The sequence below is a fragment of the Bacteroides sp. HPS0048 genome, assembly GCF_964240755.1.
Classification (GTDB): domain Bacteria; phylum Bacteroidota; class Bacteroidia; order Bacteroidales; family Bacteroidaceae; genus Bacteroides; species Bacteroides nordii.
Genome location: NZ_CAXSVC010000018.1, coordinates 75,088 through 88,901, shown reverse-complemented (window position 1 = coordinate 88,901; position 13,814 = coordinate 75,088). Strand labels below are relative to the sequence as shown.

The window sequence follows — 13,814 nt, the reverse complement described above, 5'->3', positions numbered from 1 at the left end:
AAAGAAATTATGCCCCAACTGATCGGATTATTGAAAAAGATATCGTATATTTAAAACTTAAAATAGAGAAATAAGGCTGTTCCGGTAATTGGAACTGCCATTATTATACATAAGTCGCAAGACGTCTTGAACAGGAATTTGACAAATTCAAAAGCACAGAGGTTATTGCGTGAGGCTTATGCTATACCTTATAATGAGCCCATGCGGGTTTCTGTGTTGGGCTTTGCCATACCTCTTGTAAAAATTCAAGTTATCATGGTACTCACTTTGGACGGGTTTCTTCCGCATGAAGACGAGATGCTTGTGCGATGGGTGAGGGAAAACAAGTGAAATAGTTTCCCATGCTGGTTGCGGCAGGCCACATTTCACATCTATCCTTATTACGGTTTGATGGACTTGCTGAATGTAAGGGAAAAATACGACAAGGATTGTATTTATCTAGCGGAAGTAGGAGATGGAGGAAGCGCAGAATATGTTAATGGACTTTTCCTGTATAATCTAGTGGACGAGACAGTACTTTATTTGTTACCCCTTTCTTATGGGCGGAATCTCCCTGACTGGAGAATTCCAGTCTGCCTGCTGGAAACTTCTTGGCTACAAAACTTTCTCCAACGGAATTTGCCGGCTTATATATAAACGAAACGAATGAAAATTCTATCTCAATTCATATTTTTCCATTTTCTTGTATAGCGTCGGACGGCTTATCCCCAACATTTTCGCCGCACGGCTGATCTTACCTCCACATTCTTCCAGAATTTTCCTTATTAGTTCTTTCTCTTCTGCTTCTTCCATTAAGCCTTTCTTGCTTTTTCCACCTGTTTTACAAATGCTCACGTCAAGACCTAGATCTTTGTGGGTTAACAATGGAGCATCCGTTAGCAATACGGCACGCCTTACCCGGTTTCCAAGTTCACGTACATTGCCCGGCCATGGATGAGAAAGCATGGAGATTTTGGCTTGTTCGGTAAAACCGGAGGTTTCCACATGCATCTCTTCTGAATGTTGTTCACGGAAGAAATCAGCCAATGGCAATATATCTTCTGGGCATTCGGAGAGAGAGGGCTGGTGTATTTCAAACTCGGCGAGACGGTAGTACAGATCCTCCCGGAAACGTCCCTCCCGTATGGCACGCTCCATATCCTCGTTGGTGGCCGACAATATCCGTACATTGGCTTCAAGCTCTTTGCGGCTGCCCACAGGACAATACACTCTTTCCTGCAATACCCTGAGTAGCAGTGTCTGCATTTCGGGAGGCATATTTCCAATTTCGTCAAGGAAGAGCGTACCGCCCCGGGCCGCTTCAAAATAGCCGGTGGTATTTTTCTTTGCATCGGTAAATGCTCCCTGTACGTGGCCAAAGAACTCTGATGCGGCAAGTTCTCCCCGGATACAACCGCAGTTTACTGCCACAAAAGGTTTGTTCCTACGTCCGCTATGCTGTTGGATCAACTGTGCTACAGATTCTTTTCCGCTACCATTAGGTCCAAGGATCATGACGGAACAATCCAAAGGAGCTACACGACAGGCAATCCTGTCAGTCTCCCGAATCGCCAGGCTACGTCTTTTCATAAATGATTTTTTTGAGGGAACAAAAAAGGGTAGTCCGAGCAATCCTCGTAACAGATCCATTAGCTGCACCTCATGGACAGGCTTGGGCAGGTAGTCCTTCGCACCTAATTTGACGGCATGCACCGCATCTGCAATAGTGGCATATTCGGTCATCACCACAAAAGGAATATGTAATCCTTGGGAGATGCTCCATTCTAGCAGGCTGATGCCATCTCCTTCGGGAAGACGGACATCCGTCAACACTAGTGCCACGTCATTTTCTTTGATTTTCCGGCGTGCCGAAGGCTCATCTATGGCCGTCAATACCCCATAATTGGCTTTCTGCAGCCATCTCTTAAGAATATCGCAGAGGATCAAGTTATCCTCCACGATCAATAAAGTTTTTTTCATTCCCATCATTTTTCTTTCTTAATTCATTATTCACTTCGTCTATCAGTAGCCGTATCTGTTTCATGATCCTCTTTGTGTATCCTCTGACCGTCTCGTTGCTTGAGGTTCTGTCATGCAGTATCTTCTGATAACTGAAAAGTACATCGCCTGCATTCAACAACTCCCAGACCGGAGCCATTCGGTGTACGGTTTTCCGCATGGTTTCCCGGTCTGTTTTCCGTAATGCCTCCTCTAGTTCGGTAAGATCTTTTTCCGACTCTTTCACTACTAGACTGAACATATGTTGACGATCATCCGTACTTTCCATCAGACGGGAATAATCGAATGGAGACATGCCTGCAATCCCACCTGCCGTAACAGAGGAGATAAAGGTTAGCAACCCTTTTGAAGAGAAAGGTTTGTGTATGCAACCACAAAAACCGGATTTCACATACACGCCCGAGTCTCCGTCACCCCGTGCCGTCATGACAGCGACCGGAACGGTGCGGGAATTTCCGATATCCGAGTTGCGGAGTAATCTCAACAAGCCGAAACCATCGGTCACGGGCATCTGTATGTCAGTCAATACTAGATCATAATCCTGACGGTCGAGTGCGAGAACGGCTTCTTTTGCATTTTGGCAGGTCGTGCATTCCACCCCGTTGCGTCCGAGCATGTCTTCCGTTATTTTCAAAAGGATGCTGTCATCGTCCACCACCAGTACATGTTTGGGGAGTACCGTAACGGATTGTGCCGGAAGTTCTTCTGTTTCCGGTTCTTCTGTTGTTTTGGGAAGAGGGAACGACAGGCGAAATGTTGTACCTTTACCTGGTCGGCTCTCTACTCCAATGCTTCCGTCCAGTACCTTCACAAGAGCTTTCGTGATAAAAAGACCAAGACCGAATCCTTCCGAGTTTATCTCCTGCGCCGCACGCTCGAATGGCCGGAAGATGCGTTCCAATGTCTCCTCGTCCATACCGATACCGGTATCACCGACCTCCACATATAATTTGCCTGCCATGTATTTGGTATGGAAACGGATCGTACCCGACAGGGTAAACTTGATGGCGTTTGTCAACAGGTTATCCAATATCTGTTCCAGTTTGTCCGCGTCTCCTCTCACCGTAATATCGCCGACGTTCTTATGCCGATGCTCGAACAGCAGGGCCCGGTTACTCGCTTTGCGGGCATATTCCTTTGATATGTTGTCAAGCAAGTTATTAAGACGGAAAGGAATCTCGTTACGAGTATCCTTGGTCTCATTGATCTTATAAACATCCATCAGGTTGTTCACTAGGTTCAGTATATGGCGACAGGAATGGCGGATGTTCTCCAGATAGCCTTCCCGTTTTTTCTTCTCACGGGTTTCCGAGGCTAGTTCCACGCAGTTGCTGATATTACCCAAAGGTCCCCGTATGTCATGCGAGATAGTCAGGATGATCTGTTTACGCATGCCTAGCAGTTCCTCGTTTTCACGGTTTATCCTTTGAAGCTGTATCCGTCCTTCCCTTTCTTTCCTGATGTCATGTCGTATGATCAAAAACGAGATGAATAACAAGGAGGAAGCGGAGACGATTACTAAAACAAATAATCTGAAAGAGAAATCTCTAGCTTCTGTGATTTTTTCCTCACGACTGATGAATGTTGCTTGCGCTTGCCCGTTAAGATAGGTGATAAGAATATGCAACTTCTGGTTTAAAGTTCTGTTCTGCCTACGCAGGCTGTCGGCATAGGCGTCTATCCGGCGGTCACGTTCCTCCTGCATGGCGATTAGCTTGTCATTCAATTCTTGAAGTCCTTTCGATGGCTCAAAGACCTGTACGTTCCTTTTTCCCCCGAACCAGCCGGCAACACCTTTTTTCTTCTGGATGACTGTTCGGATACGAACTGCATCTCTAATAACGATAGGCAGACGGTTTGCGAGGAGGCTGTCTGCCTCCTCCTGTCTAGTAATGGTCTCCATAATGCGGAGCAGGTGTACCTCTTTGACCTCTAGTAAATGACATAGGGAGTCTATCTGTCCTGGCAAGACGAACGTGCCGCAACTCACTTTTAGTATTTGTAATAAACTATCCGTTTGCAAGCGTTTTCTGCGATACTCACGAAAATCGGCATCCTCCCAGACAATAACGGACTCTCCATAAGTGACGAGTTCCGTGATATGACGATGTGCCGTGTTGATGTTATGGCGTATCCTGCGTATCTCTGATGTTTCTGCTTTTATCTCACACATGCGACTCCGTTCATATAACAAGATGGAAACCATGCCACAAACAGCCATGATCAATACCATATATCCTAAAAGGACCTTATGCTGCAATGAAGCCTTTCCTGTTACCATAAATATTTTCATTTTACATAAACACTCGCTTTAAACTATCAAGGATTTGTAACGGATTCGTCAAGACAGTTTACTAGTTGTCTATAATTCATTTATAAAATATAGAAGAAGCCCCTGTCTTCTCCGATAACCGGATTCAGACAGAGGCTTCCATACGGGATAAATCAATAACGATTTATGTCTTGAAACTGGTCTTATTTCAATTTGATCAGTCAGTTTTATCCGTATGCTCGCAATTCCAAGTCCGGGTAGTGCCAGACATTGTTCCTACTGTCTGGCAGTACGCTACATCCCAGATCAGATAAGGTAACGTGAGTTCGATATAACCCAATAAATATCTACTTGAATAATAAGAATATAACGATAAAAGTGTTAACTTTATAGTGCCAAATATAACATTTAAACGATCACCGCTATGTTCTCAGAGGCTAAAGTTATAGAGATTTATTGTCTGGCAGATGATTTTTGCAAGGAATTTGCATTGTAACAGAAAAAATATATGCTTGAAGATAAGAACCGCAAGCATCGTAACAAACCGAACCGTATGAGCGACGCGGAAATCATGGTTATTCTCATCCTGTTTCATTCCGGCGGTTTCAGATGCTTCAAGCATTATTATATGGAATATGTCTGTAAACATTTGAAGGGACTGTTTCCCAAACGCGTGTCTTATAACCGTTTTGTGGAATTGGAAAAGAGCGTGTTACTTCCCATTGACTATTTTTATTAAGAATGTTTTGCTTGGAACCTGTACAGGCATCAGCCTTGTCGATTCAACCTCCTTGCGTGTTTGTCGTAATCAACGCATATTGATTCACAAGACCTTTGGGGGCTTGCGGTGCGTGAGAAATGCTCTATGGGCTGGTTCCTCGGATTCAAGCCGCACCTGATTATCTATGACAGGGGGGGAATCCTCAATTTCATGCTCATTCCCGGGAATGTGGATGACCGGGACCCCTTAAAGCAGGGGCGGTTTCAGAAAAACATAAAAGGAAAATTATGTGCTGACAAAGGATATATTGGACAGGCCTTGGTTGAGAATTTGTTTCTTAATGGCGTACAGCTTGTAATAAAGGCGAAGAACAGCATGAGAAACAGCATGATGAGTATGGCCGATAAAATCTTGATCAGAAAATGGGCTTTAATTGAAACGGTTAATGATGAGTTGAAGAACATCGCACAGATCGAGTACTCCAGGCACCGCTCATTCAACAACTTTGTGACAAACGTGTTATCGGCTATTGCTGCTTATTGCTTCTTTGAAAAAAAGTCCGCCATTGATATTAACCTCATCAATGACGGACAATTGAATTTATTCTGATTATATCAAGTCCATGTTAATAATAAAGTGATATACGGAAATTTTTAATTTTTAAAAAAACAATGGACTGACAGGACTTTAACAGTTTGGCCGTTCCTAAGAAGAGAGGCCATACAGGCAAAAAAGCGCACCCCTTAGCAGGATACGCTTTCCGTCATAGTTAAAGTACTGGCATATAATAATGTCATAAAAGTTCACAAATAAAAAAAGCTCGGCTCAAAATCGCCAAGCTCATACTCCTTTGTATAGCCAAGGTCTCCTTCGTTGTTTGCCACTCTCCATGCCGCAATACTTCAGAAAACAAGTAATAATACAAAGAACGTTGTTTGTTCAATTGTAAACAAGCTTTTTTTCATTTTGTTTTTATGTTCTTCAATAGAAAAGAATCTGTGTGCAATTTTGACTGACTCAATTAAATTTTTTCTGATTATATCGAACTCACGTTAAGGTAAGTGTGGTCACTTCCTGCTGTTCGCTGATATTCATTGCGATATCGATCGACAAAGTTACATTGATAGGATAAGTACTGGTAACCGTTGTCGCTCCAACTCTTGCGGCATGTGCCACGGTTTCAATCAGGTAGGCTGTAATTTTGTTGGTGCTAGAAAATCTGATGTCCGTACCGATCTTGTAGGGGTAAGAAGCTGATGAAATAGCTATATTACCATTTCCGTATAGGTTATCTCAAAAATCAAAAGTACAACTGATGGTTTCTGAAGTTGTTGATGAATTGATAGTTACGCTGTATAATAGTGAGTAGGAGGTAAATTGATTAATCACGACTGTGACTTTTTCCTCCATTTTCTATCTATTCCACATCCACCCGCATGCCGTTCACATATTTTTGTACTATGATGATCTCTGCAATTTCCAGCCCCGCTCATATTCGAGCGTTACCGGCTGCTACAAGGTGACTGATGCGTTGGTACTGTTGATTCTTGCACCGATCAGTAGGAGGGTTTACGACAGCTTTCATACTGACGGAATGAAGTGCAGCTTGCTCAACTTCATCCATTGAATAAATGGGAGTAACAATGATTTACGTATCCGCTTCTACGGTATCTATCGGAGTGATCAAGGGCATTGCGATCTCATTCTCTTCATTTCCCTTCAATATTTCGGATGCGACATCGACGTTTACCGAACCATCGGTGTTCGAGATAATCGTTGTCCCCCTCATTGCTCACGATAATAGAAGCCTTTAGGGAAATCTTGCCATCTGCTCCGCCTTCAAGGTATAAGTATCTCTGGTTACGTTTTCAAATACAAATATATCATCCGTTGGGGTAGTAGTGAATTCCTATTCATGATATGGTTGTCGAAAGGTTTTCTACATCAATATTTGTGACACGTCTACTGATTCCAATGGTTCATATCAGAGGGAAACCGATTCGTTCCAACTGCACTTTTCGTTCGTTCGACATGCATCCTTTTCGATAATCCCGTCTCTGAACAGTACACCAGCGTCCCAATATCCCTTCACGGCAACCTGGCCATCGCCCTTGGCGGTTATGGAACAGGCGCAACTGCTCAAAGTTGCCTTGCCAGACTTGTTCCGCTGACCAAACAAATCCTATTTTATCCAACAGAAGCCAGCGATCATGGGATAATTTCCCCAGTTTGTGCATTTTTCGTTGTGTATGACACCATCCACCCAGATTCCCCTCCGTCGATTTAGGGAAACGCTGATATTTTCCGACAAAAGACTTCAACTCCTCGTAATTCTTCATCCATTCCCTTTGAAGGTCTTGATTCCAAACAAAGCCGATCTCATCCAAAGCCCGGATGCGCTCTTTGCTCAAGCGTCCATTCTTCCGCCTTTCCCGTTGGGTATAACACCAAGTTGCAAGCGGGCCGTCTTCACGTTTGGGCCAGCGTCCGCAGGTATCAAAGAAGACTTTCAACGCACGGTATTCTTTCATCCATTTGGAGTCGAGCTGGTTCCATTCGAAGCCGATCAATTCTAGCTGACGGCGGCGTTCCTCCTGCAATTTTCCCCGTTTATAGGCAATGCGTTGGGTGTTGCACCACAAACCGAGTTTCCCTTCCGTAATTGATGGCCAGTCGTTTTCTTCCCGACGGAATTCAATCAGCCTCTCATACATAATCTGCCAGGGCTCTAGTTCTGCCAATATCTCTTCTATGCGCAGCCGTATGTCTGATAGGAAACCCGTAGTCAAAAAAGAGGTGTTTCCTTCGAATCCTTTGGGTGACGGAAGGAGAGATAGACGCTCCAAGTGGGGAGCCATCACATCATAGACCGATTTTCCTGAAAGATTGTTGACAAAATCCAAGACGACCGGTCGTTTTCCAGCCTCGGCATTTAGACAACGGCCCAATTGCTGCAAGGTAACGATATATGATTCTGTCCGTCTAAGGAATAAGACAGCATCCACACCTTCCACATGCAGTCCTTCTATCAGCATGTTGACGGAAAACAATACGTGCAGCCGGTCTGATTCCTCCCGGAATGCATCCAGTATCCGGCCGTTCTGCCGTTCACCTTGGGCATGATGGATCTCAAACGGAGTGATGGTACGTCCAGCCTGCGTGAGCCATCCGCATACTTCCGGCACCATCTGTTTTAGGTCGGTGAGGTTGCGGCAGAAGACCAGCAGCTTGCGTATGCTTGTTGGCAGGAACTTCCGGATGACCTCTGGTGCTCCCAAAGCCTCTTTGAAATCCACACGTGCCAGATCCAGCTTCCTCTGTACCTTTTCTTTTCGCTCCTTTGAACAACCACTGCGTTCCAACTTCCTTTGCAACCGGTCCAGTTTATTGTCCAACCCGTAAGCGCTTTGTACCAGAACCGGAACCGGCAAGATATTGTAATACCAAGCTTGAAGCAAGGTAAGTTCATAAAACAAATTCCCTTCGAAATAAAGATCCACCGTATCAATCATTCCCTCCGGACGGATCGGTGTTGCCGACATTCCCAGGACGTAGGCACGGGAATTATTTTCTATCACATCCTGCAAAGCGCCTCCCCAAATTTCCGCCCCGAAATGGTGGAATTCATCAATAAGAATATGATCTGCCCGTAACAACCTATTGTCCTCCCGGTTACGGATCAGTGACTGGAATGTCCGGTACGTCACTTGCGGAATAGAGAATCCGACGGCTTTCCGAATCTCGTCCAAAATCGTGATGTTCGGAGCAAAGACCAATATCTTTTCCTTTGCATGATCTGCGATATAGCGTGCCAGCAAATAGGATTTCCCTGTCCCGGTAGCCTGCACGACCGCACCGATACGATGTTGTTTGAATCCCCGCATGATCGCCCTGTAAGCCGCTTCGTTATGCGGATAAAGCTCCACATGTCTTCCGGACAAGAGGCTTTCAATATAGCTTTCATCCGAAACGGTCAGCCCATGCAGTTCAAAGTCCAATGCTTCCGGCAGGAATCCGCCGTGTGCCACGATCCTGAAATATAGATTTCGATGCCCTTTACTTAGTGTAGAGAACTTCTCGTAGAACAATTCAGCATCCGAGCGAGTCAAAGGACGTTCGTTTCGGACCTCCTTCACGATGGCATGTACCATTCCCAGCTTGAAGCCTATCCGTAGTCCCTCTTCGGATTCTGTTACCTTGAAGCCTAGACGGAGATAGCAATCTGTCAAAGACGGTACCATCCTATTTACTTACAAGTTAAAAAGTTCATTTGATTATTGTCCTTTGCTGTTTGGGCTATCATATCACCCATTGTCAGTCGACCGGTAATATCTTCAGTTATAATCCGGTTCAAAAGCCGAAGATCCGCTTCTATCTGAGCACAAAAGAGACAGGCTTTAGGATGCTCTTCCCGGATTGTTCTTGTAGTTTCATCCCAAGAAGAAGTCGGTAGATGAAGGTGGAAAGAAAATTCCATGCGTCGGTTATGTCCTTTGTAGATACGGTAATAAACCGTACCGTACCCTGTGGCTTTCTTACAAGTCTCAAAACGGACAACGACTGTAGGCATCCTTATTATTTTCTTGATTAGTATTTTATAGTAGGTTGATGTAAAAGCATATATACCTTCCAAGGAATATTTCCCGTTTTGCAAAGAGGACTGTAAGTGCTTCCACGGTTCCCTGTCGAACACTACATTTACATCATTCCCCGTATATTGGGTAATGAAGCGAAGATTCTTTTGCAAAGAGGGCTGATAAGTCACACAGTCTGCCACTCCATTCCATTTAATTGTAATCACGTTTTCATTTTCGGTAGGTGACATAGAAACCTATGATATGTTTTTTTTCGTATATTTAGTGGCAGCAACATAATAGTTCCCCAATATGGTTCTTCTACTATCCGGCCAATCATCTCTTTTCACCTTGTCACTCGTCGTAATGTGATCATTACTTCCAATAGTAATATCGGATCATCATTCGTTTTCTTTGATAGGCCTGATTCTTTTAGATAAATATCAGTTCTTGTGATAAAAACCTATATTATCTATATTACTGTTTTTTTTATATTTTCTGTATAATACAAATAATTCCAACTCAATCCATGAAAAAGGAGTGATGCTCAAAAATGATTGCCTGTATGATACACCCACTTTCCTAACGAATTCAAGCAGACATTGGGCAGAAACTCTTTTCTGAAAAAGTGACCACCTATGCGAGTTTTTCCTGCATCATTCATGTCCGTACTCAGCACATGAATCAATCCACTCATTCTTGTATAATTGCTGCGTAAAAACTGGAAAAGTCACAAACAACAAAATTTCTCCGAGGAATATCCACCGAAAAAATTCCTTTTTTCGTTCATCATTCTTCATTTTATACCCGATGTTAGGTTTAGCAACACTTCGTATATCTTACCATGAAACAAGTCTCGATAATGAAGTTCAACTTCAGAAAAAACTTCCACTTTAAGTTTATTAGCTCTTGGTAATACAAACCATAAGCAATAACAAGTATTTCGATTGGTAAAAATTTAGTATCAGCTTCATAATTCAGCTTATACCCTATATAGCAATGCATTTACAATACGTCCGCAAGCCAATCCGTCACCGTACGGATTTACAGCCTTACTCATTTTTTCATAAGCTGCTTTATCATCAATCAAAGATGATACTTCGTTTACAATCTTATTATAGTCCGTACCTACCAATTTCACCGTTCCGGCATTTAACGCTTCCGGTCGCTCTGTAGTATTGCGCATCACCAGTACTGGTTTACCCAATCCCGGAGCTTCCTCCTGAATGCCACCGCTATCCGTTAATACGATGCTACTCTTCTCCATCAGATACACAAAACTCAAATATTCTAATGGCTCAATGAAGAACATATTTTTTAAGCCAGAAAGATTCTCTCCAAACACCTCATGAATCGGCTTGCGTACATTAGGGTTCAAGTGCATAGGATAAACAAAATCCACATCCGGATATTTAACCATCAAATCTTTAATAGCTGTACACATATTGATAAATCCGTCACCAAAGTTCTCACGACGATGCCCCGTGATCAATACCAGCTTCTTGCCATTGTTCAAGCGGTTTACATCATAACCCGCTTTGCTCAATACATTTTCCAATTCATTATTCAGTTCCTTGTTGTTCTTTATTTTATCCACTACCCAATAGAGCGCATCAATCACTGTGTTGCCAGTTACAATTATATTACGGTCATCAATGCTTTCTTTAATCAGATTATTACGACTTAACGGAGTGGGAGAAAAATGATAGGTCGCCAGACGTCCCGTCAATAACCTGTTCATTTCCTCTGGCCACGGGCTATAAATATTATGTGTACGTAAACCTGCTTCCACATGTCCCACTGGTATCTGTTGGTAAAAGGTTGCCAACGCTGCGGCTGTTGAGGTAGTCGTATCGCCATGTACCAATACCACATCGGGCTTTACCTCTTTCAATACTTCACGCATACCAGTCAGCACACGAGCTGTCACATCATACAGGTCCTGTCCCTGCTTCATGATATTCAAATCATAATCCGGTTTGATGTCGAATATTTCTAACACTTGATCCAGCATTTCCCGATGCTGTCCGGTTACGCACACCACAGTCTCTATCCGTTCTTTCTGCTTCTGAAACTCCTTCACTAACGGAGCCATCTTAATGGCCTCCGGACGGGTGCCAAAGACCAACATTACTTTCTTCATATATCCTCTGTTTATAATTTTCTCCTTAGTAACCACCATGCGTATCTTACCAAATGAATCTGCCGTTTGAAGCGCTTCGGTTCTTTTATCAGACGATAGGCAAACTCTAGATTATGCTCTACCCACCATTTCGGTGCGCGCTGCACATGATCTGTATAGACATCGAAACTTCCTCCCAAGCCTTGGAAGATGGCACGATGTCGTTGCTGTATCTCCTCCATCAGCAGTTCTTGTTTTGGTGACCCCATGGCCACGAACACGACATCCGGTTTCTTCTCCAAAATATCGTCTATCAATCGTCGTTTCTCATCATCCGTTTTGATATAGCCGTTACGGTAGCCTACAATTCGGATATTTTCATATTCAGAACGTAGTTTCTCTACGGTCTCATTTATGATTTGCTGTTTTCCTCCAACTAGATAGAATGTTTTTTCCTTGTAAAAGTGAGTAATAATTTTTAACCATAGTTCGCATCCAGGAATCTTACAAGCTTCTTTATAACCTTTCTGCTTTAAAGCTATTTGTGTACCGGCTCCATCACAATACCCAATATTTCGATTGATGATGGCACGTGTCTGTTCCGTGGCATGCAGTATCTTTTCAGCATTGATCGCCACCAATATACCCTTATGTGTGTCCACATAATGCAGTAGTTGCTGGTCGGAATCGAATGGGAATATTTCGACCCCATTCAATGAAACTTTATCCATAAGATTAAAAAATATTATTCGGCAAGTAAATAATGGCTCATAGCATTAAACATAAATGCGTTGCTCCATCGCATATATGATATTTTAGAACTGATTTTGGGTTTCAATTGGTAATAGAAATACCCTTTTTTGTCCTGCATATTCAGTATAGTCCATAGCATCACCTTTTCTGCCAAATCACGGTAATCGCTAAATTTGTGCAATCTCGAAAGTGTTACGAATAACTGAGCTGGACAGTGAATGTCGATGGGAAACATGCTGCTATTGTAATATTTAGGTGTCCCATCCTGTTCGAAAAAGTGCTGGATATAGTAGTTAAATCCTTTCTCTATATATCGTTTGAAATTCTCGTCACCTGTTATTTCCTGATAAGCGATAAGTGCATCCAGATTATAGCCGGTATGAAAACTATCCACCCAATTCTGTATAGGTAACATTCCATATACCCAAGCACCGTCGTCCCTCTGTCCTGCACAGCAAGCTCGTATACTTTGTACGGCCAATTTTCGATATTCCTCTTTTTGTGTATAATGATAGCAGAAACTTAGCAGTCGAGTCCCCAGTAATGAAGCGTTAAATACCGTATCGTTTCCTTGCAGCGGGCTATACGAGAACAAAAAACCTTCCTTATAAGATGTCCGATGCAAATCTTTGATTACAAAATTCGCTGCAGAAAGTGCCACCTCTAAATATTTCATATGTTTTGTTATTTCGTATGCCTCTATCAGAGCTGTGGCACAAAAATTTGTTGCCACAATCGTAGGAGTGTATTTCGGAAAAAGGAAAAGCCTTCTCGCTTGCCAATCGAAGTTATATCCCCAACAAGCGCCACTATATCCTTTTGATTGCAAAGAGATAAGCAACTCAGACAATTCATTGATCCTATTTTTTATCTCTTCAAGTGTTCCTAAAGTTTCCGACCATTCTGGATGTTTATGTACAACATGATAAAGATTACAATATCCAGAAAGGAACAACCCGATTCCTTTGGCATTATATTCCTTGGGGACAAGGACCAATTTGCGCAAATTAAAAGGACAACGTTTAAAGCCCTGTATCACTACCAATCTGCATAATGCCGACTTTTTCAACAATGGCAATGCTTGAAATACTTTGGAGTTCAACCCATCATACGGATCCCAACCTTTAAATTGTTCCCTTTCACAATAATTTTTTAGTGCAAGGAAAGAATTGATAATATTATCTATTTCTAACATATTATGGTTATTTTAATTTTGAAAAAGAATAATACCTTCTACGTTTTTTCTACATAGAAAATATGTTGTATTTCATATCTTTTCTAAAACCAATGATTTTTTATAGAATTTCCTATTATAATCACTTTTTTCTGTATAATGATTTATTTATAAATAGATTGTTATTACCCATGCAATAA

At 42.6% G+C, this 13,814-nt stretch carries 8 protein-coding genes and 2 pseudogenes; 2 read left to right on the top strand and 8 right to left on the bottom strand.

Annotated elements, in window-relative coordinates:
- The first annotated feature begins 201 nt into the window (after positions 1-201).
- A pseudogene (locus ACESQI_RS14735) lies at positions 202-649 on the top strand (hypothetical protein).
- Between the two features lie 5 nt (positions 650-654).
- Here the strand turns inward: ACESQI_RS14735 and ACESQI_RS14730 are convergent.
- Positions 655-1,959 carry a sigma-54 dependent transcriptional regulator gene (locus tag ACESQI_RS14730; RefSeq protein ID WP_070737858.1) on the bottom strand — a complete coding sequence of 435 codons (1,305 nt, stop codon included), beginning with the start codon at positions 1,957-1,959 and terminating at the stop codon, positions 655-657.
- Positions 1,928-4,279, bottom strand: coding sequence for a hybrid sensor histidine kinase/response regulator (locus tag ACESQI_RS14725; protein WP_373126473.1), 2,352 nt, complete (start codon positions 4,277-4,279; stop codon positions 1,928-1,930). Before ACESQI_RS14725 ends, ACESQI_RS14730 begins: the two co-directional genes overlap by 32 nt.
- A 499-nt stretch (positions 4,280-4,778) precedes the next feature.
- On the opposite strand from ACESQI_RS14725, the pseudogene ACESQI_RS14720 reads away from it, so the two are divergent.
- Positions 4,779-5,600: pseudogene (locus ACESQI_RS14720) on the top strand (IS982 family transposase).
- A gap of 1,370 nt (positions 5,601-6,970) precedes the next feature.
- Here ACESQI_RS14720 and ACESQI_RS14715 read toward each other — a convergent pair.
- The 6 genes from ACESQI_RS14715 to ACESQI_RS14690 all read right to left on the bottom strand — a co-directional run bounded on the left by ACESQI_RS14715 (position 6,971) and on the right by ACESQI_RS14690 (position 13,635).
- The gene (locus ACESQI_RS14715; protein WP_195489615.1) at positions 6,971-9,232 is read right to left on the bottom strand and encodes a Helicase associated domain protein; all 2,262 of its coding nucleotides are present in this window, start codon (positions 9,230-9,232) and stop codon (positions 6,971-6,973) included.
- 5 nt (positions 9,233-9,237) lie between these two features.
- A complete protein-coding gene (locus tag ACESQI_RS14710; protein WP_229032903.1) occupies positions 9,238-9,816 on the bottom strand; it encodes an Arm DNA-binding domain-containing protein in 579 nt (192 codons plus the stop codon).
- A gap of 296 nt (positions 9,817-10,112) precedes the next feature.
- Positions 10,113-10,262 carry a hypothetical protein gene (locus tag ACESQI_RS14705; protein ID WP_269107672.1) on the bottom strand — a complete coding sequence of 50 codons (150 nt, stop codon included), beginning with the start codon at positions 10,260-10,262 and terminating at the stop codon, positions 10,113-10,115.
- Positions 10,263-10,547: 285 nt separating this feature from the next.
- Positions 10,548-11,708, bottom strand: coding sequence for a non-hydrolyzing UDP-N-acetylglucosamine 2-epimerase (wecB, locus tag ACESQI_RS14700; RefSeq protein ID WP_070737863.1), 1,161 nt, complete (start codon positions 11,706-11,708; stop codon positions 10,548-10,550).
- 11 nt (positions 11,709-11,719) lie between these two features.
- Positions 11,720-12,418 (bottom strand): WecB/TagA/CpsF family glycosyltransferase, encoded by a 699-nt coding sequence (locus ACESQI_RS14695; RefSeq protein WP_070737760.1) that lies wholly within the window; start codon positions 12,416-12,418, stop codon positions 11,720-11,722.
- Positions 12,419-12,432: 14 nt separating this feature from the next.
- The gene (locus tag ACESQI_RS14690) at positions 12,433-13,635 is read right to left on the bottom strand and encodes a delta-aminolevulinic acid dehydratase (RefSeq protein ID WP_229032904.1); all 1,203 of its coding nucleotides are present in this window, start codon (positions 13,633-13,635) and stop codon (positions 12,433-12,435) included.
- Positions 13,636-13,814 lie beyond the last annotated feature (179 nt).